The sequence below is a fragment of the Rhodopseudomonas sp. RCAM05734 genome, from assembly GCF_052658035.1.
In genome coordinates this window covers 2916201-2941854 of sequence record NZ_CP199742.1, presented here as the reverse complement: position 1 = coordinate 2941854, position 25654 = coordinate 2916201, and the positions used below count along the sequence as shown (strand labels likewise).

Sequence of the window (25654 nt, the reverse complement as noted above, 5' to 3'; positions counted from 1 at the left end):
CCGGCCCAACGCCCCAAGCGCGACGCCCCACTGGCGTGTGACGATCTTATAAAGCCCCTCGGCCTAAAATCGCTTCAAAAAATATGATGAATAATTACCACCGGGCGGGTCGCAAAAATCAACCAAGTCATTGATTTCGCTTAATTATGCCATGGATACGGCCGCCCGGGCCGCGCCGATCTAGCCCTTCCGCTTGACGTGATTGTCGGCTTTCGAGGGCGCCGGCTGGGTCACGTTGACCGGATCCGAGCCAGGAAAGGTCTCCTCGAGGCCCTCCTCCAGGGCGTCGTCGAGCTGCTTCTTCTCGATCTCGGCGGCGATCTGCTGGTTCTTGGATTCCGGCATGGTGGACTCCTGTGAATCGTGGCGAGGTGCGCAACGTAGGATTTGGCAGCCGGCCCAACCATGCTAGATGACTGCCCGAGCGGCAAATACAAGAAGGCAGCGCAATGTCCCTGAACAAGATCACCTGCATCGAAGACCTTCGCCTGGAGCACAAGCGCAAGGTGCCGAAGGCATTCTTCGATTACGTCGATCATGGCTCCTATAGCGAGGACACTTTTCGCGCCAACTGCACCGACCTGCAGAAGCTGAAATTCCGCCAGCGCATCCTGGTCGATATCGCCAACCGCGACACGTCGACGACGATCCTGGGCGAGAAGGCCACCATGCCGCTGATCTGCGCGCCGGTGGGCTCCACCGGCATGCAGTACGGCGACGGCGAGATCCACGCCTGCCGCGCCGCGCAGGCGGCCGGCATTCCCTACACGCTGTCCACCATGTCGATCAATTCGATCGAGGACGTCGCCGAGAACGTGGAAAAGCCGTTCTGGTTCCAGCTCTACGTGATGAAGGACCGGGGCTTCATCAAGGAACTGATCGAGCGCGCCATTGCTGCGAAGTGCAGCGCGCTCGTCCTCACCGTCGACCTGCAGGTGATCGGTCAGCGCCACGCCGACATCAAGAACGGCCTGTCGGTGCCGCCGAAGATCTACAATCTCAAGAACATGATCGATTTCATCAGCAAGCCCGCATGGTTGATGCGCACATTGCAGGCCAAGCGGCGCAACTTCGGCAACATCGCAGGTTTCGTCAAGAACGCCGACGACCTGGAATCCGTTTCGCAATGGACGGCGACACAGTTCGACGCCTCGCTGAACTGGAAGGATCTCGACTGGATCCGCAGCATCTGGCCGGGAAAGATCGTGATCAAGGGCATCCACGATGTCGTCGATGCGCGCGAGGCGGTGAAGGTCGGTGCCCAGGCCATGGTGGTCTCCAACCATGGCGGCCGTCAGCTCGACGGCGCGCCGTCGTCGATCTCGGTGCTGCCGGGGATCGTCGATGCGGTGGGGTCGGATATTGAAGTGATGTTCGACAGCGGCATCCGCTCCGGCCAGGACGTGATGCGCGCGCTCGCTTTGGGCGCGAAGTCCTGCATGATCGGGCGGGCCTATATTTACGGCCTCGGTGCTTACGGCGGCCCCGGCGTGACCAAGGCGCTGGATATCCTGCGCAACGAACTCAGCGTCACCATGGGCCTGTGCGGCGTCAATTCAATTGCCGAAATCGACAAGCACGTATTGGTGCAGTAGCGACACGGCCGCGTCCTTCCCTCTCCCGCAAACGCAGCTTCGCTGCGTTCGTGGAAGAGGGGAAGCAAGTGAGCTCACATCGGCGGCGTCAATCCATCCAGGCCGACATTGACGCGCGCGGTGTCGTAGGTGCCATCCTCCTTCTTGGTGGCCCCCATGATGATGATCTTGGCGCCCGCCTTCAGCTCGGCCTTGTTGCCCGGGACGAAGGTGACGATCGGCGTTTCCGGCGTCACCGTGACTTTCTTTTCGCCGTCCTTGTATTTCACCGTCAGGGTCTGACCGTCAGTGGCCTCGACCTTCTGATCCACCGTGGCATTGGTCATCGTGCTGTTGGGGCGCAGATCCCAGGGACGGAACCCCTCACCGGTGCCGCGCATGGCTTCCGGGAAGATGTGGATCGCAATCGCCTTCTGGGTGCCGTCAGGCTGCGGCTGGCCGGTGACGCCGATATAGGAGTCCGGCTTGATGTCGGCGAGCGTGGTCTTGACGATGCCGGTGACGGCGACATTGTCAGACAGATGCACCTTCCGCTCGTCGCCGTCGCGGGTCTTGACGGTCAGCAGCGCGCCATCGACGCTTTCGATGCTGCCGCGAATACGCACCGGCTGCGGCTGCTGCGCCCACGCGCCCGATGCGAGCAGCGTCGCGGCCAACAGCATTCCCGCGCCGGCGCGCGAGAACAGTGAAACAGAACCTGACATGATCAATCCTTTGCAGAGAGCACCCAGTACCCTGCAGATGGAAACACCATGGCCGGATTGCTATTCCCGCATCACGCCACTGTGACGGCGAGATCGGCCTCGACCAGCGCGCGCAGCTCAGGGGTCACTTCGGGCCGAAGCCCGAACCACAACTCGAATCCGCGCACCGCCTGATAGAGCAGCATGCCAAGACCATCGGCCGTGCGCAGGCCGCGAGCACGCGCCGCCGCCAGCAGCGGCGTCACCAACGGCACGTAGACGAGATCGGCGACGACGGCATGGTCCGGCAGCAAGCCGACATCGACCTGCAGCGCCGGCTGACCATTCATGCCAAGCGAGGTGGTGTTCACCAGCAGCCCTGCCTGCGGCAGGACCATTTCGATCTGCTGCCATGCCACCGGCACGACCCCCGCGCCGAACTGGTCGGCCAGTGCCTGCGCCCGGTCCGTGGTGCGGTTGGCAAGATACACGCGCTTCACGCCACGTTCGAGCAAGCCGAACACCACAGCGCGCGCCGAGCCACCGGCGCCGAGCACCAGCGCATCGTCGGCGGCATCCCATTCCGGCGCCGCATGATCGAGATTGTCGATGAAGCCTTCGATGTCGGTATTGGTCGAGCGCAGCGTGCCATGGTCGTACCACAGCGTATTGGCGGCACCGACGGCGCGGGCACGCTGGTCCGGCGCGGTCAAGGTAAGCACCCGCTCCTTGTGGGGAATGGTGATGTTGGCGCCGATATAGCCGTGCTTCGACAGGTTCAGCACGAATTCGGCGAAGCCTTCCGGCGGGACCGATTCGATGCTGTAGCCGCCGGGGATATCGAGCGTGCGCAGCCAGTGGTGATGAATCAGCGGCGAACGCGAATGCGCCGCCGGCCAACCGATCAGGCATGCGGCGCGAGGTTTGCTCTGGTAGGGCATGTGGATTCCTTTGCCCTATCATCAAGGCATTGCGATGCTCAAATCATGCTGATGTCCGGGCTGTCAATGCCGTGTCACATTTGCATGCGCTGGCAGCGCAGCAACGGTGGCAGGCGAGGCCGCAGACCACCCCAACAGGGCGCAGCGCGGCCCCGCCATCAGCCCGCCGCAGACTGCGACGCGGCCGGTCCGATCGCGTCAAGCCTGCCGGTCCGTGCCTTGATCTCTGCGACGGCGTCGGCGATGTCCGACCGGTATTTGACCAGCGGCGGTCGCGCGCCATGGGTCAGCAGCGCACGGCGCACCGGCTGCGACGTGCCGGTGAGGATGACGCGGACACCGCGCCGCCTGGCCTTTTCGGCAATGCCTTTGATGGCATTGGCGGCCGTGGAATCCAGGAACGGCACCGCGGCAAAATCGATCACGAAGGCCTTGTGGCGATCCGAGATGCTGTCCAACACCGAACTGATGGTCGAGGCGACGCCGAAGAAGAATGCGCCCGTGATGCGGTAGACCAGCACGTCGGGATCGACCACCAACCGGGTGTCGTAGGGCACCCGCTCGCCATTGGCGTCGTCGGCGCGGTCGCCCGCTGCCAGCGGCGCGCCGGCCTCGATGCCGGTGGTCTCCGCCATGCGGTTGATGAACAGCACGGCCCCGAGCGCGAAGCCGACGAGAATGCCTTCGGTCAGGTCACGAAAGACGGTGAGCAGGAAGGTGGCCAGCAGCACCACGGCATCGCCCCAGGACGAGCGGACCAGCGTCGCGAATTCGTGCTTCTCGGCCATGTTCCAGGCGACCACCGCAAGCACGGCCGCCAGTGCCGCCAGCGGGATGTAGCTAGCCAGCGGTGCTGCGACGAGAATGAAGACCAGCAGGAAGACCGCGTGCAGCATGCCCGACATCGGACCATGAGCGCCGGCACGGACATTGGTGGCGGTGCGCGCGATGGTCCCGGTAACGCAGATGCCGCCGAACAGGGCCGCGCCGATATTGGCGATACCTTGCGCCACCAACTCGCAATTGGAACGGTGGCGTCGCCCGGTCATGCCGTCGGCGACCACCGCCGACAGTAGCGACTCGATGGCGCCGAGCAGCGCGAAGGAAATCGCGTCCGGCAGCACCGCCTGCAGCTTGGCCAGCGAGATCGCCGGCAAGGATGGCCGCGGAAAGCTCTGCGGGATGCCGCCGAATTTGGTGCCGATGGTTTCCACCGGCAGCGCGAACGCCCATGCCGCCACGGCGCTCAGGATCACCGCTATCAGGATGCCGGGCACCGCCGGCCGCCACAGCCGCAGGCCGAGGATGATGACGAGGCTGGCGACGGTCAGGCCCACCGCGGCGGGATTGAAGCTGGGCAGCGCCCGGCCGAGCGCTTCGAGCTTCGGCAGCAATTCGCCGGGCTCCTTGCCATCCAGCGTCAGCCCGAACAGATCCTTGACCTGGCTGGCGAAGATGATGACGGCGATGCCGGCGGTGAAGCCCACGGTGACCGGAAACGGGATGAACTTGATGTAGGTGCCGAGCTTCAGATAGCCCGCGGCCATCAGGATCACGCCGGACAGCATGGTCGCCAGCACCAGGCCGTCGATGCCGTGACGGCTGACGGTGGCGGCAACCAGCACGATGAAGGCGCCGGCCGGGCCGCCGATCTGGAAGCGGCTGCCGCCGAGCGCCGACACCAGAAAACCGCCGACGACTGCAGTGACCAACCCGCGATCAGGCGAGGTGCCCGACGCGATGGCGATGGCCATGGACAGCGGCAGCGCCACGATCGCGACGGTGAGCCCGGCCAGCACGTCATCGCGGAAATCGGCGACGCCATAGCCCTCGCGCAATACCGTGACCAGTTTGGGCGTGAACAGTTCTGCAAAGGTCGGCTGCTTCAATTGCTCCATGCGGTGCCTCGCCCCCATGTCCCGATGCCAGACTACCATATCCCGGTAGACGGCCGCAGGTATTGAGCGGGATCAAGCAGGGGCGATTCCGTCGATCTGTTTGGCATTGAGTAACGGACCGATGTCCGATCGATCCCGGATGCGAAGTTTGTCTCCCATGAACCCCTCGAACAGGCCGAGGTGACCATCATAGGAGGTGGAGGTCCGACGCTGCCAATAGTGCTCTGCCCATGAGAGAAATTCGCCGTGCTGTTCGGCCGTCGCGCCGCGCCACGGGCCGCGCTGCGCAAGGCTTTCCCGGCAGAGACTCCACGGCATGTCCAGCCAGATCAGCGTCGTCGCGCGGAACAGCGCCGCTTCGGCCAGCCAGCCGTAGACGCCTTCAATGATCCAGCGCTGCCCCGCCGCGGCGAAGGCGGCGACCATCGCCTTCGCCGCGGCTTCGTCGCGCTTGACCCCAACCTGGTCCAGCCAGTGGATGCGATCGAGATCGGTATGCTCGCCACCGATCCGGCTCTCAAGCAGTCGCGCCAGCGTGCTCTTGCCTGAGCCGCTGTTGCCGATGATGACGATCTCGCGGTCCTAAAATCATGGACCGCAGTTTACCTCACGCCGCGACCCTGTGCGCGGCGATGATCTGCTCGGCGGCGCGGCCGGTGACTTCGGCCATGCGGTCGAAGGCGCGGACAAAGCTGCCGGCGCCCGCGGTGGCCGAACGCAGTTCGACGATCAGGTCGCCGATCTCCGCTTCCGGCAACATGGCGCGCACACGGTCCCAGCCCGGCCAACCCTCGCGGGTGTCGAAGCCGAGGATCTGGCCACGGCGTCCTGACAGGATGGCATTGATCTTCGCCGTGGTCTCCGTGGGGCACGCCACTTCCACCACATGGATCGGCTCCAGCAGCACCGGCTGGCACTGCGGCAGCCCCTCCGAGACGCCGATGCGCGCGGCGGTGCGGAACGCGAGATCCGACGAATCGACGCTGTGATAGGAGCCGTCGGTGAGCGTGACCTGCACGTCGATCACCGGGAAACCGAGCGGGCCACGGGCGAGCCCGTCGACCACGCCCTCGCCGACCGCCGGAATGTAGTTGCGCGGCACCGCGCCGCCCACCACCTTCTCGTCGAAAGCAAAACCGCCGCCGCGCGGCAACGGCCGGATCTCCAATACCACGTCGCCGAACTGGCCGTGGCCGCCGGACTGCTTCTTGTGACGGCCGCGCAGGGTGATCGGCTTGCGGATGGTCTCCTGGTAACCGATGGTTGGTGGCTGCGACCTGACGGTGACGCCGAAGCGGTCGTGTAGGCGCTCCAGCGCGACGCGCAGATGCATTTCGCCCTGCCCCCACAGCACCACGTCATGGCTGCGCGCATTGTTGACGACGCTCAGCGAGGGGTCCTCCTCGTTCAGCTTCAACAGCGCCTGGCCGAGCTTGACGTCATCCTTGCGGTCGGCCGCAGCCAGCGCCATGGCCAGCACCGGCGGCGTCGCCACCACGCTGAACAGCGCCCTGGGCGCGGTCTTGCCCGACGACAGCGTGTCGCCGGTCCTGATGTGCTCGAGCTTGCCCAGCGACACCACCTCGCCGCCTTCTGCCGCCGCGCGCTTGCTGTCGTGACCGGCATCGGCGGCGAGTATGCCCGATACCCGACCGCTCTCACCGGACGAGGCCTGCAGCGTCACTCCGTCCTCAAGCCGGCCCGAGACGACCCGCGCCAGCGACAGCTTGCCGCCATGGGGCTGGTGCGTGGTCTTGATCACGCAGGCCAGCGCCTCCTTGCCCGCGGCGGGCACGCCGAGACGTTTCGCGGTCTCCGCAATCCCCGGCGCCTCATGGCGCAGCGCCTTCAGGAGCCGCAGCACGCCGTTCTCGCGCAGCGCCGAGCCGAGCAGCACCGGGCAGATCACGCCCTCACGCAATTCGCGCGCGAGGTCGTCGAACACCGCATCGGCCGGTGGCACGATATCTTCGAGCAATTGCTCCATCAGCGCGTCGTCGTGATCGGCGAGTTTTTCGAGCATCGAGAAGCGCGCTTCCTTCTCGCGCGCGAGATCGCCGCCATCGAGTGCGATCACCTCGGACGCCTTATGCTCACGATAGACAAAGGCGCGCTCCAGCGCGAGATCGACGAAGCCGGCGATCAGTTCGCCGTTCCAGATCGGGATCTGCCGCAGCACCAGCGGAATCCGCGACGCCGGCTGCAGCGTGTCGAGGGTTTCGCGCACGCGCTTGCTGGCGCGGTCGATCTTGTTGAGAAACAGGAAGCGCGGAATCCCGAGATCCTCGAGTTCGCGCATGATCAGTTGCGGCTGCGGCAGCTTGCGCTCGTCGGCCTCGCAGACCACGACCGCAGCATCGACCGCCGGCAAGGCCGCGCGCATGTCATGGGCGAATTCCACCGAGCCTGGACAGTCGATGAAGGTGTAGCTGTCGCCCATGAAGGTGGTGCTGACGGCGGTGAGGCTGACGCCCATCTTGTGGTGCCGCGCCTCGGGGCTGGCATCGCCGACGCTTGAGCCGGCATCGACGCTGCCGGCCCGCGGGATCGCCCCGGTGCGGGTCAGGATCGCTTCAAGCAGGGTGGTTTTTCCGCTCTGGAAAGGGCCCACCAGTGCAATGCACCGGGGCCCGCGGGGACTTCTCAGGTCTTGTCCCATTGCCGCCTCCTGATCTGGAGCTCGGCCCGTGATTGGGTCGGCACGGGATCGTCCGCCCGCGCTGCGCTATTGGCAAGTCACAAACGTTGCTGCGCTGCAGGGGTGTTGTGTCCCGGAGGCGATGCGGCATTCTTATGCCGCTTCGCAGATCCGGGACCGTCACAGATACCGCCGCCCGTTACGGCCCCGGATCAGCAGCGCACCACGCCACTCCGCGGCGCGTTGCGCTGCATCCGGGGCACGGACATTCTGCGTGTTGCTGCTTATCGTCCCGGACGCAGCTCGAGGCTTTCCAGGCCGGCCGCGACGTTGACGCCGGTCGAGCCCTGCAGGCTGAGCGGCTGCAATGCGATGGAATTGGCGGAGCCGCCGACCAGGACATTGGCGCCGAGTCCGACGCCGAACGAGGCCGAGCCCTGGGCGCCGGCATAGTTGCCGGAGAGATCGCCGATGCCGGCGCGCTCGACCGGGGCAAACACCGCCCACGACAACGCGGTTTCCTGGGTGATGCCGAGGTCGAGTCCCACCTTGCGGATGGTGGCGACGTAGGGCTGGTCCGGACGACCGCTGGCCTGCAGCAGGCAGCCCAGATTGGTCACCGAGCCGACGACAAAGCCGACGCTCGCGCCGCCGCGGCAGTTGAGAACGCCGATCTGAACGGCCTGCGGCTGCTGCGCCTGCGCGGCGACGGCGACCAGCATGGCGGCAGCGGTGCCGAGAAGTAGCGAGAGGCGGCTCATAATATGATCTCCAAGGGGTCAGCGGTGTGATGCACAACGATGCGGGGCCGGCGCGACAGAATCCCTTGCCGATCCGCGGCGGTATCTAGTCACAGCAGCCGTGTCTGTTCAATGACCACGGGCGCAGCCGATCCCAACAAGCAAAAAGGCCCGCTTGCGCGGGCCTTTCGTTAACCGTAACCGGTCGTCGATTAGTGGTGACGATGATGACGGCGCGAGTGACGCTTGCCACGCACCGGCGCAGCGGGGGTCAGCTCGAGGTTGACGATGCCGGCTGCCACGTTGAGGCCGGTCTGGCCCTGAACGCTGATCGGCTGCAGGGTGTACTGATTGCCGTTGCCGCCGAGCAGGAAGTTGCCGCCGAAGCCGATGCCGACCGAGGCATTGGAGCCGACGCCGCCGTAGCTGCCGGCGAGACCGCCGCGGGGAACGCGCGCGTAGGGTGCGAAGGCGGTCCACTGAACGGTGGTGTTCTGGGTGAAGCCGAGATCGAGGCCGAAGCGCTTGATGTTGGCGACGTAACCTTCTGCACGGCCGCCTTCGCTCTGGAAGACGCAGTTCAGGGTCGCATTCGAGCCAACCACGAAGCTGACATTCTGGCCGCCGGTGCATTCGAGCACGCCGACGCGGACGCCCTGCTGCGCGTTCGCCGAAGCGAATGACGCGACGAGCGCAACGGTTGCGATACCGAACATTTTAGAGAAGTGCATAGATTTACTCCGCCTTTTTGGGATTCAAATTGCGTGGGCACAGGAAGGAAGCGCCGTGTCCAAAACAAGGCGCTTCCCAATAAACGGCGTCAAAAGGTCGCGATTTTTGACGTTTTATATTTTGACTCAGCGCAGGTTGCCGCAGAAGCGCTGAATCCGGTTGCAGGCATCCTCGAGATCCGAGGTTTTGGTTGCATAGGAGATCCGGAATGCCGGGCCGAGGCCGAAGGCAGAGCCCTGCACCACGGCGACACCTTCGGTCTCCAGCAGTTCAGTGACGAAGTCCTCGTCGTTCTCGATCACCTTGCCCGACGGCGCGGTCTTGCCGATGGTGCCGGCGCAGGACGGATAGACATAGAAGGCGCCTTCCGGACGCGGGCAATCGATGCCCTTGGCCTGGTTGAGCATCGCCACCACCAGATCGCGGCGCTCCTTGAACACCGCGTTGTTGGCCGGGATGAAGTCCTGAGGACCGTTCAGGGCTTCCACCGCCGCCCACTGGGCGATCGACGAGGGGTTCGAGGTCGACTGCGACTGGATCGTCGCCATCGCCTTGATCAGCTCGACCGGGCCGCCGGCATAGCCGATGCGCCAGCCGGTCATGCAATAGGCCTTGGACACGCCGTTCACGGTCAGCGTGCGGTCATACAGCTTCGGCTCGATCTGCGCCGGGGTGGTGAACACGAAGTCGTCATAGACCAGGTGCTCATACATGTCGTCGGTCATCACCCAGACGTGCGGATGCTTGACCAGCACGTCGGTGAGCGCCTTCAGCTCGGCGCGCGAATAGGCGGCGCCGGTCGGGTTCGACGGCGAGCACAGGATGATCCACTTGGTCTTCGGCGTGATCGCCGCTTCCAAGGCCTGCGCCTGGAGCTTGAAGCCGAACTCGGCGGTGCAGACAACCGGCACCGGAGTGCCGCCGGCCAACGCCACCATTTCCGGATAGCTGACCCAGTACGGCGCCGGGATGATGACCTCGTCACCGGGGTTCAGCGTCGCCATCAGCGCGTTATACAGCACCTGCTTGCCGCCGGTGCCGACGATGATCTGGTTCGGCTTGTAGGTCAGGCCGTTCTCGCGCTGAAACTTCGCGATGATCGCGTCCTTCAGCTCGGGAATGCCGTCCACCGCGGTATACTTGGTCTTGCCGGCTTCGATGGCGTGGATGGCCGCCAGCTTGATGTTGGCCGGGGTGTCGAAGTCGGGCTCGCCCGAACCGAGGCCGATGACGTTGCGGCCGGCTGCTTTCAGCGCACGTGCTTTATCCGTCACCGCGATGGTCGCGGACGGCTTCACACGGTCGAGCGCAGCGGACAAAAACGACATCATCATCTCCTTGCAACGTCGCGCAACAGCCGGGCGCGACTTCAATTATGAACGATCCTGTTGGGATCGGCGCACCCTAAAGCCCGCAACGCAGCATCGCAAGAAGCTTGGGCAAAACACGCCGCGTCAGACGGGCTTTTTTTGCCGATTTTGTCCGGAGCGAGCGGCATCGATGGCAATTCAGTCGATTTTCGCGAATGCCGCTGAGCGACAGCCTGACGGCCGCATAGGTCGGCGCTGCTGCTGCATCGCGTTCGCGAAAGAGTGATCGCGACGCCGCGCCGATGAACGTCGCGCCATCGTCGCGGTGCGGCATGGCGCGGCGCATGGCATGATCTTTCACGCCCTCTTCACGCGACGCTGGTTTTCGACTTTTTCCAGATCCGGGGGCTTGCGACGCAAGGCCATCGGCATCATTGTTTGAACGCGTTGCGGGGGTACGCGCGCGTCAATCACCGATGAATCGAACGACCGCGAATGTACAAGCTCTACTCCATGCAGCGATCCGGCAACAGCTACAAGGTCCGCCTTGCGCTGGCGTTTCTGGGCGCGCCCTATCGCGCCGTCGAGGTCGATATTCTGCGTGGCGAAAGCCGCACCCCTGACTTTCTCGCCATGAATCCGAGCGGCCAGGTGCCGCTGCTCGAGGTCGCCGAAGGCCGCTTCCTGGCCGAGTCCAATGCCATCCTGTGGTATGTGGCCATCGGCACGTCGCTGGCGCCGGAATCCCGCATGGACCGCGCCGAGGCGCTGCAGTGGATGTTCTTCGAACAGCACGCGCTGGAGCCGAATATCGGCGCCGCCTATTTCTGGCTGTGCCTGGTCAAGGGCGGCCGCGATCTGCAGACCCACGCGCTGGAAGACTGGATGGAGCGCGGCTACGCGGCGCTGCAGGTGATGGATAACCATCTCAACACCAACGACTACTTCGCCGCCGGGCAGCTCACCATCGCCGACATCGCGCTGTACGGCTATACCCACGTCGCCGAGCAATGCGATTTCGACCTGTCCACCTTCCCGTCGATCCGGCGCTGGCTGCGTCGCGTCGAGCAGGAACCCGGCTTCGTCTCCATGGCCGAACGCGCCGGCGCGGTTGCGGATCTCGATACCGCAGCAGCTGCCGCCGAGGCATAATTTCTTAAAATAGCGGCCATAACCGGCATTTACGCCCTCCTTTCGCCACGGTTGGCGGTTTTTCGCCCAAATATTGCCTGCCATCGCTGCAAAATCTGGAGGTACGCGGGTGATTCGCTCGTGTATTGAAGGATTTACGGCCATGATACGGTCGCTTCGCCAAGGTCCCGGTTTCCAGCTTCGCCTTGCCCCGGTTGCTTCATCCCGGCTGACCAACGCCGTCGCTGCGGCGCTCGCCGTCGGCTGTCTGTCGCTCTGCCTCATCGTCACCCTCACCATGCTGTCGATCAGGGTAGCCACGGCGATGCCTGTCCTCGGCTGAACTCCTGACCTCTCCCCCTCACGCACATCGTCTCCCCCTCGCGATCCACCGGGGATGATCGACGACGCCAGCGAACCACGGTCACCCCCGCGATGGAGACCAGGATGAAGTCGCCAGTTGTCTGGGTCACCGCATCGCTGGCAGCCGCGATCATCGTGACCGCCACGTTCCTGATCGCCACCGGCACCCGCGGCGAGAATTCCTCGTTCGCCTCCTCCGCGGGACAACTCCAGGTGCAGACCGTCGCCGGCGGCCTCGTCAATCCGTGGGCGCTCGCCTTCCTGCCCGACGGACGCATGCTGGTCACCGAGCGGCCTGGCCGCATGCGCCTTGTCACACATGAAGGGCAGCTTTCGCCGCCGCTGAAAGGCGTGCCCGAGGTCTGGGCATCCGGCCAGGGCGGGCTGCTCGACGTCATCATCGATCGTTCTTTCGCTGACAATAGCGACATCTATTTCTGCTACGCCCAACGCGCAGGCAACGGCGGCCGCACCGCGGTGGCGCGCGCGAAACTCAACGCGGCGGCCGGGCGGCTCGACGACGTCAAGGTGATCTTCCGCCAGGACGGGCCGCTGTCGTCGGGCAATCACTACGGCTGCCGCATCGCGCAGAGCCCGGACGGCAACCTGTTCGTCACGCTCGGTGAGCACTTTACGTATCGCGACGAGGCGCAGAATCTCGCCAATCATCTTGGCAAGCTGATCCGCATTGCGCCGGACGGCTCGGTCCCTTCGGACAATCCGTTCGTCGGTCGCGACGGCGCCAGGCCCGAGATCTGGAGCTATGGCCACCGCAACGAACAGGGCCTCGCCTTCAATCCGGCGTCCGGCGAATTGTGGGAGACCGAGCACGGCCCGCGCGGCGGCGACGAGGTCAACATCATCAGCCCGGGCAAGAACTACGGCTGGCCGGTGATCGGTTTCGGCATCGACTACAATGGCGCCAAGATCCACGGCAGCACGTCGAAGCCCGGCATGGAACAGCCGGTCAAGTATTGGGTGCCGTCGATCGCGCCGAGCGGCATGGCGTTCTACACCGGCGAACTGTTTCCGAAATGGCGCGGCAGCCTGTTCACCGGCGCGCTGGCCGGCCAGATGCTGGTGCGGCTGTCGCTCGACGGCAACAAGGTCACCGGCGAGGAACGCCTGCTGCGGGACCTCAACGAACGCATCCGCGATGTCCGGCAGGGACCGGACGGCGCATTGTATCTGCTGACGGACAGTACGGCCGGACGAATTCTTCGCGTGTCGCCGGCGAAGTAGCAATCGTGGCCCGGCACCGCGTGCGGGCAACGCGACGGCGCCTCGAACCTTACCGGCTTCTTCCGATGTCGCGACCAATTGAATCGAAAAAACGGAAAAATGCGCCGGATCAATCCATCCGGCCCTAGGCATACCGACAAAAGAACTCGTGTACATCGCACCGTTCGTCATGGCGTCGCCCTAGTCTCTGGGCCACACGGGACAACACGATGCCATTCAGCGCGCGCACCACGTCCGGACTTCTTCTGACCGCAACGGCGGCATTGGCCGCCATGGCGGCGAATCTGTACTTCGCCGTAACGCTGGATCTGGCGCCGTTGTTCGTCGGCCTCGTGGTCTGCGCCGCGGCGCTGGGCGGCATCGGCGCGGGCCTTGCCGGCGCGGCCATCGCGGTCGGCTGCGTTGTACTGCTGGCGCTCGTCCACGGCACGCCGTTGGGCTTCAGATTGGCTGACCTGATCGACATCGCGCTGCTGGCGATCGGCGCAACCATGGCAGCGATCGTCACCGGCATGTTGCACACCGCCGCGCACAAGGCATCGCGGCGCGAGCGCGCGCGTCATGCCACCGCACGGCGGCTCGCCGCTGCGCTCGACCAGACCACCATCGGCATCGTCCTGCTCGACGCCGACACCCGCGCCGAATTCATCAACCGGGCGTTTCGCGATCTGTTCGCGGTGCCGGACGCGCTCGCCGACAGCAACCCGCCCTTCATCGCGCTGATGTATCACGGCCGCGACACCCGCGCCTATGCGCTGCCGGACGACGAACTGGACGGCTTTATCGCGCGGCGCACCGAAATGATCCGCGCCGGCGACACCACGCCGTGCGATATCAGGCTCAGCAGCGGCATCGTGGTGCGGCTGAGCTGCACGGCGCTGCCCGATGGCGGCCGCATGCTCAGCTACACGCCGATCACCGATCTGATCCGGCGCAGCGACAATCCCGCCGACTACGATCGTTACCTGGCGCTGCGCGGCACCGGCGACGTGTTCGCCGACGGCCATCTGCACGCCGCCGAATAGGCCGTGCGGCTGGGGATAACCAGGCGTGTCACAGCCGCGTAACAACCCCGGACTAGCCTGCGCCTGCGTCCGGCCGCTTCCCCCGTCGCCGACCGGATGTCCCCAAGCGGTCCCTGCCTGTCGCCGCGTCCGGCAGGGACCGCATTTTTTTTCGCATCCCGCCGGGATAACTATCCGAGCTCCCTGCTCTGTCCTCGCGCTGCGGTCCGAAATCGCGGTACAAGGTGTCATGATCCGCTTCATCGCCGTCCTCATCGTTGTCACGGTCCTGACCCTGCTGCTGCTGCCGCTGCAGTTGCTGGCCATCGCCTTCAACCTGCGCCTGCAGCGCAGCCTGCCGCATCTGTTTCACCGCATCGTCTGCGCGCTGTTCGGCGTCCGCATTCGCCAGGTCGGCACCCGCACCATGGACTCGCCCGTGCTGATCCTGTCCAACCACGTTTCGTGGCTGGACATCTGCGTCATCGGTGCATTGAACCCGGTGGTGTTCATCGCCAAGAGCGAGGTCGCGCGCTGGCCGGTGTTCGGCTTTCTGTCGAAGCTGCAGCGCACCATCTTCATCGACCGCCAGGCCCGCCACAAGACCGGGGCGGCCACCCGCGAGATCGGCGACCGGCTGCTTGGCGGCGACGCCGTGGTGCTGTTCGCCGAAGGCACCTCCAGCGACGGCATCCGCATCCTGCCGTTCCGCTCGGCGCTGGTCGGCGCGGTGCATCATGCGCTCGGCAGCAGCACTCACCACAAGTCCATCATCGTGCAGCCGATGTCGCTGGCCTATGTGCGCGTCGACGGCCTGCCGGTCGGACGCGCCTTTCGCGAGCGCGTGGCGTGGTATGGCGACGCCGACCTGATCCCGCATTTCATCGGCGTGCTGGCCTCCGGCGCCATCGACATCACCGTGAGTTGGGGCGATGCGGTGGCCTATGACATGAGCGCCGACCGCAAGCAGATCGCCAGGGATGCGGAACTGGCGGTGCGCCGCATGACCACCGCGGCGCTGCGCGCCGGGGCGCCGAAGCAGGCGCCTGTTGCCACGGTCGACCCGCAGCCGCTGCCCGCCGCCTGACACGCGCGCGCGGCCGCCATGATGCGGTGCGTCTTGCCGCGGCGCGTGGTGCGCGCGATAAGACGAAGCTGTGACAACCTGATGGGACCTTCCATGCAACTTCGCAATCTCGGCGGCTCCGGCCTGCGCGTCTCCGCGGTCGGCCTCGGCTGCAACAATTTCGGCCAGCGCAGCGACCTCGAAGCCTCGCGAAAGGTGATCCACAAGGCGATCGACTGCGGCATCACTTTGTTCGACACCGCCGACATCTATGCCTGCATGGGCGGCTCGGAAACCGTGCTCGGCCAGGTGCTCGGCGATCGCCGCAAGGACATCGTGCTGGCGACGAAATTCTGCAAGCCTATGGCCACCGACGGCAGCAAGCAGGGCGCCTCGCGCCGCTACATCATGAGCGCGGTCGAAGCCAGCCTGACCCGGCTGAAGACGGACTGGATCGACCTCTACCAGCAGCACGATTTCGACTCGCTGACGCCGATCGAGGAAACCCTGCGCGCGCTGGAAGACCTCGTGCGCCAGGGCAAGGTGCGCTACATCGGCAATTCCAACTTCCCGGCCTGGCGCATCGCCGAGGCCGAATTCACCGCGCGCGGCGCCGGCACCAGCCGCTTCGTGTCGTGCCAGGACGAATACAGCCTGCTGGTGCGCGACCACGAGAAGGAACTGATCCCGGCCGCGCAGCAATACAATCTCGGCCTGCTGCCGTTTTTCCCGCTGGCCGGCGGCATGCTGACCGGCAAATACGCCGGCGCCACCAATGTCGACGCCAACACCCGCTTCGCCAAGGCGCCGGCGCTGCGCGACCGCTACTTGGTGCCGCGCAACGAAGCCATCGTCGACAAGCTCGCCGCCTTTGCCAGTGCGCGCGGCCACTCCATGCTCGAACTCGCCTTCTCCTGGCTCGCCGCGCGGCCGCAGGTGTCGAGCGTCATCGCCGGCGCCTCGACGCCGGAGCAGATCGAGCAGAACGTCAGAGCGATCGAATGGAAACTCAGCGCCGAGGACATGGCCGAGATCGACACCATCACGCTGGTGTAGTTGCACGCTGCTGCTGAAGGGCAGCACTTCCTTTCCCCTCTCCCCCGCGCGCAACGCAGCTGCGCGTGGCGGGAGAGGGTGGACGCGCGCCCGCGCGGCCGGGAGAGGGGCGCAGCCGCATACGCCGCAAGCCCCTCTCCCGCCCTCACTTCGTTCGGGCACCCTCTCCCGCTGCGCAAAGCTGCGCTTTGCTGGGGGAGAGGGGAAGCACGAACCGCGCTTACCTCTCGCACTCTACCTCCGTCCCCACATCCGCCGCATCCCGCCTCAGCGCTTGCATTTCGGCATAGACATACTCGATCAGCTCCTGCTCGACAGCATGGGGGAGCCTGACGCGCAGCACGGCGAAGCAGGCGAGATAGGCTGCCGGCCGGCAGTGCCGCGCACGGCGGCAGCGCTTATCCGGACAACGCACAAAGCCGCGATGCACGTCGGACACCTCGCGCTTGATCTGCAATTGCGCGCGCTCCCAGTCGGCGTCGGTCTGCCGCGCCAGCGCCGCCGCGCGCGCATCGACCGCGCGCTGTTTCAGAAATGCCTCGTCCCAGATCGTCGTCCTTGCCATGCCTCGCTCTCCTCTCGGATGATTGATCGCGGCACGCCGCCCCGGCCGGGCAAGCCTGTGCGTTGCCCGCAAAATGCTTTGCGTGAAGGTCTTGCCAGGGGGCCTCCCGAAACGAGGGAGGCGGAGCGCCGACAGGCGCAGCTTTTGTAGTAGTGGCCGCAGCGTGATCCCGACGCATCGGGAGGAGAGGCCGGGGAAACGCCTTGTCAGCGCTCCCACCGTGGCGATTTTGGGCTCCAGGGCCGTGCTTCCGGGCCAGCACGTGGCTTGCGCCACTCCGGCGGGATTTCCCCGCCTTTCGCTGTCCGCGTCCAGCCACTCAAGGCAGCCCCCCTTAGTAGGGTCGGACGGCCACACAGGGCCTCCCGAGTGCGCAAGGCAACGTCTGCCTCGCGCCCGCAGGCGCCACCGCCTCATCCCGCACTTCCAAGCGTCCCAGGAAACGCCCCTCAGTGGGATGAGGTGACTAGGTTTATAATCCAAATCAACGCAGCCGTCAATCCACGATGTGAAAATTATCCTCCACGCGGTTGACATCCCCGCGAATCTCATTATTGTACACCCAACTATTTGACGTACCGGCTTTCCGGGTGCACATTTAGTTTCATGGCCAAGCCCTTCGATCCCGCGAAAGACGCCATAAATCGCGCACGGCACAGGATTTCGCTGGATCGCGCGACCGACATGGTGATCGCGCGTTACATCGTCGACGAACGCGCGGACTATGGCGAAGTCCGCTACCGCGCGTGGGGCCATATCGATGGCAAAGCCTACTATCTCGCCTTCACCGTTCGCGACGGCATCGTGCGGCCGATCAGCCTGCGCCGCGCTCATGCCAAGGAGATGAAACGACATGCCCCGTAAGAAGAAAGCCGGAACGGCACCCCTCGACGACAACCCCGACTGGACGGCAGCCGATTTCGCGGCCTCAAAGCCCGCGGAGGACCTGCCGCCGGAAATCCTCGCGCAATTCAAGAACAGGATCGGCCGCCCGCGCCTCGACAATCCCAAGGTGCCGGTGAAGTTGCGGCTTGATGATGACGTGGTGGCGGCCCTGCGCGCCACCGGACCGGGCTGGCAGACGCGGATCAACGACATGCTGAAAGCGCGCATCAAGCGAGGAAAGATTCAGTTCGTTGGACCGGGCGACAAGCGGAAGGCAACGCCGCCGCGCGTCGTGGCAAAGCGCAAGAGCGCGTGAGCGGAAAGCAAACAACCCGCATGAGCGCAGAGATATGCAGGACTCGCCGAAGTCCCGGATATCGTTCTACTCTCCCGGCTATGTTGGCTTCTGTCGGTCATCCAAAATGGAGGCAACCGGTGTCGTATTTCAGGATCGCGCTCACATTCGTTGTCGTGACATGGACCCTGCCGTTTGCCGCTGTGGCGCAGACGGCAGACCCTTCCCTGCACGAGGCGCGCGACGTCAAGATATCGCAGCAAGCTGTCGATCCATTGGCGGGCGACGCGCTGTATGCCGACGTCGAGACATACGACTCCTTCGGCATTCACAGGTACGGCAGCGTCGGCATTCAGCGGGCGATGGACTGGCTGGCCGACCGGCTGCGGACGGACGGGCTCACCATCGAGGAACAGCGCTTCTCGATCGGCAAGCAGTATTTTCTCGACGCGGCGTCCCTGACCGTCGGCGACAAGACCCTCGCCGTGCTGCCGCAATGGTGGATCCCGGAGGACAAAGCGAGCTTCAGCCTCTCCGCCCCGATCGCAAATGGCGGCGATGCAACGGGAAAATTTGTCCGGCTGCACATTCCCTATGACCAGGGCGCCTATCTCAACAAGACACACCGGGAGCTGATCGCCGGCGCCATCGCCAAACACCCCGCTGCGGTGCTGCTCAGCATCGGCCACCCCAGCGGTGAAATCTTCACTTACAACGTTGCGCAGACCGATGAACCGTGGCCGGTGCCGGTCATTCTTGTGGCGGCGAAAGACGAGCCGCTGCTCGAAGCCGCCGAGACCGCCGGAGCTTCGGTTTCGGCGTCGGTTCAAGGGCATTATGAAAAGGGCGTCGCCGGGCGAAACCTCATCGGACGGCTTGACCGCGGCAAGGACCGCACCGTCGTGGTCTCGACCCCGGTTTCCAGCTGGTTCACCAGCACCTGCGAACGAGGCCCGGGCATTGCGGCCTTTCTCGCCACCGCCAGCTACGCCGCAACATCATTGCCCGATGCCAACTTCATCTTCGTAGCCACCACCGGGCACGAAATCGGCCATGGCGGCATGGAGTTGTTCCTGCATGACAAGGCGCCGAAGCCGGATCGGGTTGCTGCATGGATTCACTACGGCGCATCGCTTGCCTGCTATCAGCGCGTGCGCGACGGCGGAGACTGGCGCATCGTGCCGGAGGTCGATGCAAAAGCCCGCTTTATCGGCGTCAGCGCAAGCCTCGCGGCGACCATTGATCGCCGGTTTCAAGATGTGCCGGCGGTCCGGATGCAGGGCGACCGGGCGGCGATCGGCGAGTTGCGCGACGTTTTTGCCGCGGGCTATCCGAATTTCATCGGCATTTTCGGCCTGCACCCGTTGTTTCATACCCCGATCGATCGCGCGGCGATGACAGGGCCCGCGCCGCTGCAAGTCGTGATGGGTGCCTTCGCCGCCGCACTGGACGAGATTGCCAAGAAGTAGCGTCGGGGCATCGCAACGAGGACGCAGGCGGTCGGGTCCCTGAGCTCCCCATGGACCCCGCCTGCGATTTCCCGCACTCTGCGCCTCAGCCGCACCGGCGCAAGAATCACGTTCCCAAGGACTTCTCATGATGACCTCCACCCTGCGCACCGCCCTCGTCGCTGCCACCATCGCCCTCACGAGCCTCGCCGCCTCCGCCGCGCGCGCCGACAGCGGCACGGTTCGCATCAATGTGCTGAAGGGCGGCTGGTTCATCGGCGCGTCGGGCGGCTCGGGCACCCTGACGTTTCGCGGCCGGCAGTATCCGCTGTCGATCGGTGGCCTCAGCGCCGGCCTGGTGTTCGGCGCGTCGCAGACCTATCTGTCCGGTCGGGTGAGCCGCATCAACCGTCCTTCGGATGTCGCGGGCGTCTATGGCGCGGGCGGTGCCGGTGCTGCGGTCGGCCGCGGCGTCAGCGCCATCGTGCTGACCAACGAAAAGGGCGCGTTGCTGGAACTGAGCGGACGGCAGACCGGGCTGATGGTCAATGCCGACCTCAGCGGGCTGGCGATCTCGCTGCGCTAGGCGCGCCGCACTGCGCCGCTACTGCGGCGCGGTGCGTTCGCTCACCAGCTGGACGACGAACCCCGACGGATCGATGCGATACCTTGCAGACGCAGGACCGGCCCGCTTCAGAGCGGGCCGCAGCAGATAGCTGATCCGCTGCGTGGTGTTGTAGGGCGCCAGCCATTTCGGAATGACAAACTCCGGCGTTTCCTCATCGACGATGGCCGCCTGCGGCGGCAACGACGCCAGCGAGAGCTGCAGATTCTGCATGTACTTCTTGGTGGCGACGATGTCCCAGGCATGAAACACATTGGTGCTCTGCCATTGCAGCACCCCGGCAATCGCCACGCCGGCGGCGACGGCCGACATGCGCAACAGCAAGGTGGGCCGCAGGCTGGATAGCGCGATCATGAGCACGACAATGAGCAGCGCGGAGGTCTCGACATTGTAGCGCAGCGAGCTGCCGCTGCCGCTGCCGAACATCCCTGCCCTCTGGATCGCCACCGGGAGAATCCCCAGAACCACATAGGCCAGGTAGGTCGCCCACAGGATCGCGTTTCGCGGCTGCGCCCGGATGGTGACAATGGCGACGACGACCAGCAACACCACCGCCCCGATCGCGGCAAAGGGTTGCGGGGCCGACGAGGCCTGCGAGCCCAGCCCGATGCTCGATGCCGCGGCGCCGTCGGCAAAGGCATTCCAGACGAACAGCGCCACGTCGGCGACGCTGCCGCGCGGCGCGCTCATGCCGGGAGATACCACCACGACCATCGCCACATACAGCGCCAGCGCCAGCACGTGAAACTTGAAGCGCACGGCAGCCCGCCAGACATCGGAACGGCTGCCCAGCGGCGCCACGGACGCCCAATAAAATCCCGCCACCGGGATGATGGAAAAGATCGCCTTCGCCGTGAACGACAGGCCGATCGCATAGGCCACCGCCGACAGCAGGAAGCGCCCCTGCAGCGCGGCGTGGATCGCCAGCAACATCGTGGCCATGCACGACACCGTATGCAGCGCCGACGAACACCACGGCTGCATGTGAAGGGCCTGCAGCGAAAAGATATAGACGATCAGCAGCGCCACGATGCTCCAGCGCGACGTGGTGAAATGCATGGCGATCCGTACCAGCAGATACGACGACAGGACCGACAGCACGACGATATAGAACTGGGTCGCGACAAACGACACGCCGGCGAGCTCGAACTGCAACGCGTGCACGGCCCTGAAGCCAGGCGCCACCTGCCCGAACACATCGCGGAACAGGTATTTCAGCGTGAAGCCCATGTCCTGGTACACGATGAAACCGAAGAAATCGTCGGAAAACAGCCAGCTGTTGCGCACGCGGTAACAGATCAGCAGAACCTGCAGCGCCATCAGGACAGCGACGATGGGTCCAAGCGACCACGCCGTGGGTGCGACCAGCGAATGATTGATCTCTTCGGCCACAGCCCTCGCGGTCGCGTCCGCTGACGGGCACTCCCGTATCGTTTGGTCCATGTTCGGAGCGGGAACGACGCCGATGCCAGCACCGCCGAAGGACAACCTCCGGCTCACCGCTGTCATCAAACTGAAATATCGATGCATGAGCCGGTCGGCTCCAAATAAAAAATGAAGAAACAGGGCAATAACAATAGGCGCAATCCTACCGCCCACGGCCAGCTACGCAAGGCGCCGTGGCAGAAAATGTATCAGGGATCGCTGTTTTCGGCCGGCACGCCGCCTGCGGCCGCCGGCAGGTCCGCTTGACCGCACCGACGACGCCGCTGAAGCAGAAGTCCAGGCGTGGGATCGCGCGCCCGCCGCGGCCTATGCGACCGGAACTATGCCACCAGCCCCTTGGCCGGCTTCACCATGGCGCTGTCGGGGAAGACCGACTCGGCCAGCACGCGTTCCGACAGGCCGAGGTGGTCGTGCAGCACGCCTTTGAGGATGGCGCGCAGGTCGGTGGTCGGCGCGAGGTCGCGGGCCTCGAACAGGTTGGCCGGCTTGAGGCCGGGCCAGTCCGATATCACCCGGCCGCCCTTCACCGCGCCGCCGGCGAGCAGCGCCACGGTGCCGGTGCCGTGGTCGGTGCCGGCGGTGCCATTGATCCGCGCGGTGCGGCCGAACTCGGTGGCGACCACGATCACGGTGTCGCGCCAGTGCGGGCCGAGGCCTTTCTCGAATTCCAGCAATGCGCCGTCGAGTCCGCCGAGCAGTTGCGCGAGGCGGCCGACCGGGCCGCCTTCGCCGGCATGGGTGTCCCAGCCATCGAACGCCAGCGCTGCGATGCGCGGACCGTCATCGGCGGCCATCAGCTTGGCGGCGCCGCGGGCGATCTGCTGCATCGCCGTGATGCCCTTGTCCGGTTTCATGGTGTCGCCCTTGGCGATCTTGTCGAGCTGCAGGCCCTGCGCCAGCGCGGCGCCGAGCGCCGGATCGCGACCGCGATAGAGCTCCATCAGCCGCTGCGCGGTGTCGTCGGCGGCGGTCGGCAGATTGACCGGCGCCCAGCCGACCGTCGGCGCGTTGCCGCGCAGGATCAGCGGCGTGGTCGGGCCGATCGCCAGCCCGCTCCTGACGCGCTGCCCCGCGGGCAGCGCGTCGATGGCGCGGTTGAGCCAGCCGGACTGCACCCGGCCGGGACCGGCGAAGCCGCTCTCCAGCACGTCCTGGCCGTCGAAATGCGAGCGCTCGCGATAGGCGGTGGCCACCGCGTGAACCACCGCGGCCTTCTTCTCGCGCACCATGCGGGTGAATTCCGGCATCGCCGGATGCATGGCGAAGAACGAGATCCAGCATCGGCGCGGCATTCGGGCCATCGGCGGTCAGCGCGATGGACCCATGCAGGCCGGCATAGTCGGGATCGCCCAGCGGCGCCACGGTGGCAAGACCATCCAAGGCACCGCGCAAAATCACCACGATCAGGCGGGGATCGCGGGCATCGGCGGCGCGGGCGAATTTCGGGATATAGGCCCAGGCGGCGAAGGCGGCGCCCCCGAGCAACAGGGAACGGCGCGAACTGCGCAACGAGGTGCGGCTTTCACAGCAGTCCATGGTCATCTCCTCTGGAATTCCGGCGACATCAACAGCAGCGCCAGCGCCTGCTGACGGGTCTCGGCACGCGCGATGGTCTGCCGCGTCTCGTTCGACGCCGCATCGCCGGCGATCACGTCGAGCAGTTCGCGCGCGTCGATGCTGTCGGCGATTTTCGACGACACCTGGGCGGCGAGATCGAGCCGCAGCTTCATGCCTTCCGGCGCGGCCCAGGCGGCGTTGCTGTCGGGAAAGCCGTTCGGACCCGGCGGCGTCCATAGCGGCTGGCCGAGCGTGTTGAGCCCGCCGATCACCTGATAGGGATTGTCGGGGATGCGCCCGAGCAGCCGGGCCGTGCCGATCAGGTATTCGTAGGGGCTGCGCACTTTGGTCAGCGGCGCGCTCCATGCCTCGTCGGAATCCAGCAGCGCCAGCGTCAGCGCGCGCAGGTCGCCGTCGGTGCTGCGGAACGTGGCCTGCAGTCTTGCGACCAGGGCCGGCGGCGGCGTGTCGGCGACGAAATGCGCGGCGAATTTCGTGGCGATGAATTTTGCCGTCGCCGGATGCCGCGCGATGTCCGCCAGCGCCGCCTCGCCCTGCCCGACGCCGTTGTCGTCATAGGTCTTGCCGAGCAGTACCTGCGGTCCGGGCTGATGCGCATTGGCGTTGAAGGCGAAGCTGCCGGGCACGCCGAGCTTGCCGTCGCGGCCGGCGAAGGTCCAGCCGGTGATGATGCGCGCCAGCGTGGTGACGTCATCCTGCGAATAGCCGCTGCCGACGCCCAGCGTATGCAGCTCCATGATCTCGCGCGCGAGATTTTCGTTGAGGCCGCGCTTGCCGTTTTGCCCCGCCTTTGATTGCGGGCCGATCGACTGCTGGTTGTCGAGGAAGAACAGCATCGCCGGATGCTGTTCCACCGCCTTCAGCATGTCGCTGAAGCGCCCGAGCACATGCGGGCGGATCGCCTCGCGCTCGAACGAGCCGGCCCAGATCCGCGCCGGCTCGCCCTTGTTGGCGGAGATGCAGAAATGGTTCGACCAGAACACCACCAGCCGTTCGATGAAGCCGCATTCGGCGATGGTGGCGCGCTGGATCCGCGCCAGCGCCTCGTTGCGAAAGGTGTTCTGCACCACGTTGGGCGGTTGCGGCGGCATCGGCGGCGGTTGCGGCACATCGGGTTGCACGGTCATGGTTGCGGTGGGCGGCGGCGGCGCGTCGCCGGCGGCCACTTTCATCGGCTCCGGTGTGGCGGTTGCCACCTTGGCGGCGGCGGCGCGCGCCGCCTTGACCTCGTCCTGATAGGCGAACATGGCCTGACCGAGCGCCGGGGTGGATTGCAGCCCCGGCAGTTCCAGCAGCACGCCGCTGGGGCGGCCGAGTTCGGCCTTGACGAAGCCGCGCGGATCGGACGCCGCATTGAGGATGTCGCCGGAGGCGCCGCCGCGCGCGCCGAAGCCGAAACGATTCAGCGCCACCAGGCCGCCACGAGAATCACGCGCCATCGAATGTCCTCTGAACAGTCTTCCCTTGCCGGTCGGCGCGGGTAGAGTCGGTGCCGAACCCTACGCCTGCAACGATGAACCCGGCCTGAAAAAGCCGGTGAAAGTTGGCCCGCTTCATGACAAATCGGACAGATGACCTGGCCTTGCCACGCAGCCTGACCTGCGAACGCTGCGGAACCGGGTTTTCCTGCACGCTGTCGGGCGATTGCTGGTGTATGGCGGAGCCGGTGCAACTGCCGATGCCGGCGGTCGGCGGTGGCGATTGCCTGTGCCCGGACTGCCTGCGCGCCGCGGCGAACGTCGCGTGGCAGGTCGATGCCGTGCTGCTGGACATGGACGGCACCCTGCTCGACACCGAGCGCGTCTATCTCGCCAGCCTGGACACGGCATTGCAGTCGATGGGCTACACCGACGGCGCCGCGTTGGGCCATGCCATGATCGGCATTCCCGGGCCGGAATGCGAGCTGATGCTGATGAAGCACTATGGCGCGGATTTTCCGCTGTCGGCGCTCAACGACGCCTATGTCATCAGACGCGACGAGATGTTTCGCGCGGGCATGCCACTGAAGCCCGGCGCCGTCGAACTGCTCGATGCGCTGCGCACCGCCGCCTGCAAGGTGGCGCTGGTCACCTCGTCGGGCCGCGCCACCGCCGAAGCGCATCTCGCGGCTGGCGGCATCCGCGCGCATTTCGAGACCGTGCTGACCCGCGACGACGTCGCCCGCGGCAAGCCGTATCCCGACCTCTATCTGCTGGCGGCACAGCGGCTCGGCGTGCCGCCCGCGGCCTGCGTCGCCATCGAGGATTCCGGACCGGGCATCGCCGCCGCGCACGGCGCCGGCACGATCCCGATCATGGTGCCCGACATCCTGGCACCCTCCGCCGAGACGATCGCACAATGCGCCGCTGTGGTTCCCGACCTGCATGCCGCGCTGGCGCTGCTGAAAACCCGCGGCGGGCTTTGAAACCGCGTC

The 25654-nt window shown here is 65.6% G+C and carries 25 protein-coding genes and 1 pseudogene; 12 read left to right on the top strand and 14 right to left on the bottom strand.

Annotation, left to right across the window (positions count from 1 at the left end; all coding sequences use genetic code 11):
* Positions 1-180: 180 nt before the first annotated feature.
* Positions 181-345 (bottom strand): hypothetical protein, encoded by a 165-nt coding sequence (locus tag ACUXVA_RS14005; protein ID WP_445492727.1) that lies wholly within the window; start codon positions 343-345, stop codon positions 181-183.
* Between the two features lie 110 nt (positions 346-455).
* On the opposite strand from ACUXVA_RS14005, the gene ACUXVA_RS14000 reads away from it, so the two are divergent.
* Positions 456-1595, top strand: coding sequence for an alpha-hydroxy acid oxidase (locus tag ACUXVA_RS14000; protein ID WP_445493286.1), 1140 nt, complete (start codon positions 456-458; stop codon positions 1593-1595).
* Positions 1596-1669: 74 nt separating this feature from the next.
* Here the strand turns inward: ACUXVA_RS14000 and ACUXVA_RS13995 are convergent, their stop codons facing one another.
* From ACUXVA_RS13995 to ACUXVA_RS13955, 9 genes are all read right to left on the bottom strand, one after another.
* On the bottom strand, positions 1670-2299 hold the full coding sequence (locus tag ACUXVA_RS13995; RefSeq protein WP_445492725.1) for a hypothetical protein: 630 nt from the start codon (positions 2297-2299) through the stop codon (positions 1670-1672).
* Between the two features lie 71 nt (positions 2300-2370).
* On the bottom strand, positions 2371-3219 hold the full coding sequence (locus ACUXVA_RS13990) for a shikimate dehydrogenase (protein WP_445492723.1): 849 nt from the start codon (positions 3217-3219) through the stop codon (positions 2371-2373).
* 158 nt (positions 3220-3377) lie between these two features.
* Positions 3378-5117 (bottom strand): SulP family inorganic anion transporter, encoded by a 1740-nt coding sequence (locus ACUXVA_RS13985; RefSeq protein WP_445492721.1) that lies wholly within the window; start codon positions 5115-5117, stop codon positions 3378-3380.
* Positions 5118-5189: 72 nt separating this feature from the next.
* On the bottom strand, positions 5190-5543 hold the full coding sequence (locus tag ACUXVA_RS13980) for an AAA family ATPase (protein WP_265079755.1): 354 nt from the start codon (positions 5541-5543) through the stop codon (positions 5190-5192).
* A gap of 181 nt (positions 5544-5724) precedes the next feature.
* Entirely contained in the window at positions 5725-7776 is a 2052-nt protein-coding gene (locus ACUXVA_RS13975) for an elongation factor G (RefSeq protein ID WP_445492719.1), read from the bottom strand.
* Positions 7777-8039: 263 nt separating this feature from the next.
* Complete coding sequence (locus ACUXVA_RS13970; RefSeq protein WP_265079757.1) at positions 8040-8516, bottom strand: DUF992 domain-containing protein; 477 nt, start codon at positions 8514-8516, stop codon at positions 8040-8042.
* A gap of 191 nt (positions 8517-8707) precedes the next feature.
* A complete protein-coding gene (locus ACUXVA_RS13965; protein ID WP_265079758.1) occupies positions 8708-9226 on the bottom strand; it encodes a DUF992 domain-containing protein in 519 nt (172 codons plus the stop codon).
* A 126-nt stretch (positions 9227-9352) separates the two neighbouring features.
* On the bottom strand, positions 9353-10555 hold the full coding sequence (locus tag ACUXVA_RS13960; protein WP_265079759.1) for a pyridoxal phosphate-dependent aminotransferase: 1203 nt from the start codon (positions 10553-10555) through the stop codon (positions 9353-9355).
* Between the two features lie 76 nt (positions 10556-10631).
* On the bottom strand, positions 10632-10898 hold the full coding sequence (locus ACUXVA_RS13955; protein ID WP_445492716.1) for a hypothetical protein: 267 nt from the start codon (positions 10896-10898) through the stop codon (positions 10632-10634).
* A gap of 134 nt (positions 10899-11032) precedes the next feature.
* Between ACUXVA_RS13955 and ACUXVA_RS13950 the strand changes: the two genes are divergently transcribed.
* The 6 genes from ACUXVA_RS13950 (at position 11033) to ACUXVA_RS13925 (ending at position 16399) form a co-directional block, all read left to right on the top strand.
* Positions 11033-11689, top strand: a complete 657-nt coding sequence (locus ACUXVA_RS13950; protein ID WP_265079761.1) for a glutathione S-transferase family protein — start codon at positions 11033-11035, stop codon at positions 11687-11689.
* Positions 11690-11831: 142 nt separating this feature from the next.
* Positions 11832-12011, top strand: coding sequence for a hypothetical protein (locus ACUXVA_RS13945; RefSeq protein ID WP_265079762.1), 180 nt, complete (start codon positions 11832-11834; stop codon positions 12009-12011).
* Positions 12012-12115: 104 nt separating this feature from the next.
* A complete protein-coding gene (locus tag ACUXVA_RS13940; RefSeq protein WP_445492713.1) occupies positions 12116-13273 on the top strand; it encodes a PQQ-dependent sugar dehydrogenase in 1158 nt (385 codons plus the stop codon).
* A gap of 209 nt (positions 13274-13482) precedes the next feature.
* Positions 13483-14298 carry a PAS-domain containing protein gene (locus ACUXVA_RS13935; RefSeq protein ID WP_265079764.1) on the top strand — a complete coding sequence of 272 codons (816 nt, stop codon included), beginning with the start codon at positions 13483-13485 and terminating at the stop codon, positions 14296-14298.
* Between the two features lie 229 nt (positions 14299-14527).
* Positions 14528-15364, top strand: a complete 837-nt coding sequence (locus ACUXVA_RS13930; protein ID WP_265079765.1) for a lysophospholipid acyltransferase family protein — start codon at positions 14528-14530, stop codon at positions 15362-15364.
* 93 nt (positions 15365-15457) lie between these two features.
* Positions 15458-16399, top strand: coding sequence for an aldo/keto reductase (locus tag ACUXVA_RS13925; RefSeq protein ID WP_445492710.1), 942 nt, complete (start codon positions 15458-15460; stop codon positions 16397-16399).
* A 220-nt stretch (positions 16400-16619) separates the two neighbouring features.
* Here ACUXVA_RS13925 and ACUXVA_RS13920 read toward each other — a convergent pair whose 3' ends face one another.
* A complete protein-coding gene (locus ACUXVA_RS13920) occupies positions 16620-16964 on the bottom strand; it encodes a hypothetical protein (protein WP_265079767.1) in 345 nt (114 codons plus the stop codon).
* A 606-nt stretch (positions 16965-17570) separates the two neighbouring features.
* Here ACUXVA_RS13920 and ACUXVA_RS13915 point away from each other — a divergent pair.
* From ACUXVA_RS13915 to ACUXVA_RS13900, 4 genes are all read left to right on the top strand, one after another.
* Positions 17571-17828, top strand: a complete 258-nt coding sequence (locus tag ACUXVA_RS13915; RefSeq protein WP_265079768.1) for a BrnT family toxin — start codon at positions 17571-17573, stop codon at positions 17826-17828.
* Positions 17818-18165 (top strand): BrnA antitoxin family protein, encoded by a 348-nt coding sequence (locus tag ACUXVA_RS13910; RefSeq protein WP_445492707.1) that lies wholly within the window; start codon positions 17818-17820, stop codon positions 18163-18165. Before ACUXVA_RS13915 ends, ACUXVA_RS13910 begins: the two co-directional genes overlap by 11 nt.
* Before the next feature lie 119 nt (positions 18166-18284).
* Entirely contained in the window at positions 18285-19613 is a 1329-nt protein-coding gene (locus ACUXVA_RS13905) for a hypothetical protein (RefSeq protein WP_445492705.1), read from the top strand.
* A 130-nt stretch (positions 19614-19743) separates the two neighbouring features.
* Positions 19744-20178 (top strand): hypothetical protein, encoded by a 435-nt coding sequence (locus tag ACUXVA_RS13900; protein WP_413776538.1) that lies wholly within the window; start codon positions 19744-19746, stop codon positions 20176-20178.
* A gap of 18 nt (positions 20179-20196) precedes the next feature.
* Here ACUXVA_RS13900 and ACUXVA_RS13895 read toward each other — a convergent pair whose 3' ends face one another.
* The 3 genes and pseudogenes from ACUXVA_RS13895 to ACUXVA_RS13885 form a co-directional block, all read right to left on the bottom strand.
* The gene (locus ACUXVA_RS13895) at positions 20197-21609 is read right to left on the bottom strand and encodes a hypothetical protein (RefSeq protein WP_445492703.1); all 1413 of its coding nucleotides are present in this window, start codon (positions 21607-21609) and stop codon (positions 20197-20199) included.
* A gap of 374 nt (positions 21610-21983) precedes the next feature.
* A pseudogene (locus tag ACUXVA_RS13890) lies at positions 21984-23205 on the bottom strand (DUF1501 domain-containing protein).
* Positions 23202-24680 carry a DUF1800 domain-containing protein gene (locus ACUXVA_RS13885; RefSeq protein WP_445492701.1) on the bottom strand — a complete coding sequence of 493 codons (1479 nt, stop codon included), beginning with the start codon at positions 24678-24680 and terminating at the stop codon, positions 23202-23204. Before ACUXVA_RS13885 ends, ACUXVA_RS13890 begins: the two are co-directional and overlap by 4 nt.
* A 116-nt stretch (positions 24681-24796) precedes the next feature.
* Here ACUXVA_RS13885 and ACUXVA_RS13880 point away from each other — a divergent pair, with 116 nt between their 5' ends.
* Positions 24797-25645, top strand: coding sequence for an HAD-IA family hydrolase (locus ACUXVA_RS13880; RefSeq protein ID WP_320109663.1), 849 nt, complete (start codon positions 24797-24799; stop codon positions 25643-25645).
* Positions 25646-25654: the final 9 nt, after the last annotated feature.

Excerpts from the sequence above, each read along its gene's own strand:
- ACUXVA_RS13880 (WP_320109663.1), top strand. The coding sequence starts at position 24,797 with ATGACAAATCGGACAGATGACCTGGCCTTGCCACGCAGCCTGACCTGC.
- ACUXVA_RS13920 (WP_265079767.1), bottom strand. The coding sequence starts at position 16,964 with ATGGCAAGGACGACGATCTGGGACGAGGCATTTCTGAAACAGCGCGCG.
- ACUXVA_RS13945 (WP_265079762.1), top strand. The coding sequence starts at position 11,832 with ATGATACGGTCGCTTCGCCAAGGTCCCGGTTTCCAGCTTCGCCTTGCC.
- ACUXVA_RS13950 (WP_265079761.1), top strand. The coding sequence starts at position 11,033 with ATGTACAAGCTCTACTCCATGCAGCGATCCGGCAACAGCTACAAGGTC.
- ACUXVA_RS14005 (WP_445492727.1), bottom strand. The coding sequence starts at position 345 with ATGCCGGAATCCAAGAACCAGCAGATCGCCGCCGAGATCGAGAAGAAG.
- ACUXVA_RS13985 (WP_445492721.1), bottom strand. The coding sequence starts at position 5,117 with ATGGAGCAATTGAAGCAGCCGACCTTTGCAGAACTGTTCACGCCCAAA.
- ACUXVA_RS13990 (WP_445492723.1), bottom strand. The coding sequence starts at position 3,219 with ATGCCCTACCAGAGCAAACCTCGCGCCGCATGCCTGATCGGTTGGCCG.
- ACUXVA_RS13995 (WP_445492725.1), bottom strand. The coding sequence starts at position 2,299 with ATGTCAGGTTCTGTTTCACTGTTCTCGCGCGCCGGCGCGGGAATGCTG.
- ACUXVA_RS13975 (WP_445492719.1), bottom strand. The coding sequence starts at position 7,776 with ATGGGACAAGACCTGAGAAGTCCCCGCGGGCCCCGGTGCATTGCACTG.
- ACUXVA_RS13935 (WP_265079764.1), top strand. The coding sequence starts at position 13,483 with ATGCCATTCAGCGCGCGCACCACGTCCGGACTTCTTCTGACCGCAACG.
- ACUXVA_RS13940 (WP_445492713.1), top strand. The coding sequence starts at position 12,116 with ATGAAGTCGCCAGTTGTCTGGGTCACCGCATCGCTGGCAGCCGCGATC.
- ACUXVA_RS13915 (WP_265079768.1), top strand. The coding sequence starts at position 17,571 with ATGGCCAAGCCCTTCGATCCCGCGAAAGACGCCATAAATCGCGCACGG.
- ACUXVA_RS13925 (WP_445492710.1), top strand. The coding sequence starts at position 15,458 with ATGCAACTTCGCAATCTCGGCGGCTCCGGCCTGCGCGTCTCCGCGGTC.
- ACUXVA_RS13900 (WP_413776538.1), top strand. The coding sequence starts at position 19,744 with ATGACCTCCACCCTGCGCACCGCCCTCGTCGCTGCCACCATCGCCCTC.
- ACUXVA_RS13970 (WP_265079757.1), bottom strand. The coding sequence starts at position 8,516 with ATGAGCCGCCTCTCGCTACTTCTCGGCACCGCTGCCGCCATGCTGGTC.
- ACUXVA_RS13980 (WP_265079755.1), bottom strand. The coding sequence starts at position 5,543 with ATGGTCGCCGCCTTCGCCGCGGCGGGGCAGCGCTGGATCATTGAAGGC.
- ACUXVA_RS13885 (WP_445492701.1), bottom strand. The coding sequence starts at position 24,680 with ATGGCGCGTGATTCTCGTGGCGGCCTGGTGGCGCTGAATCGTTTCGGC.
- ACUXVA_RS13930 (WP_265079765.1), top strand. The coding sequence starts at position 14,528 with ATGATCCGCTTCATCGCCGTCCTCATCGTTGTCACGGTCCTGACCCTG.
- ACUXVA_RS13910 (WP_445492707.1), top strand. The coding sequence starts at position 17,818 with ATGCCCCGTAAGAAGAAAGCCGGAACGGCACCCCTCGACGACAACCCC.
- ACUXVA_RS13960 (WP_265079759.1), bottom strand. The coding sequence starts at position 10,555 with ATGTCGTTTTTGTCCGCTGCGCTCGACCGTGTGAAGCCGTCCGCGACC.
- ACUXVA_RS13965 (WP_265079758.1), bottom strand. The coding sequence starts at position 9,226 with ATGCACTTCTCTAAAATGTTCGGTATCGCAACCGTTGCGCTCGTCGCG.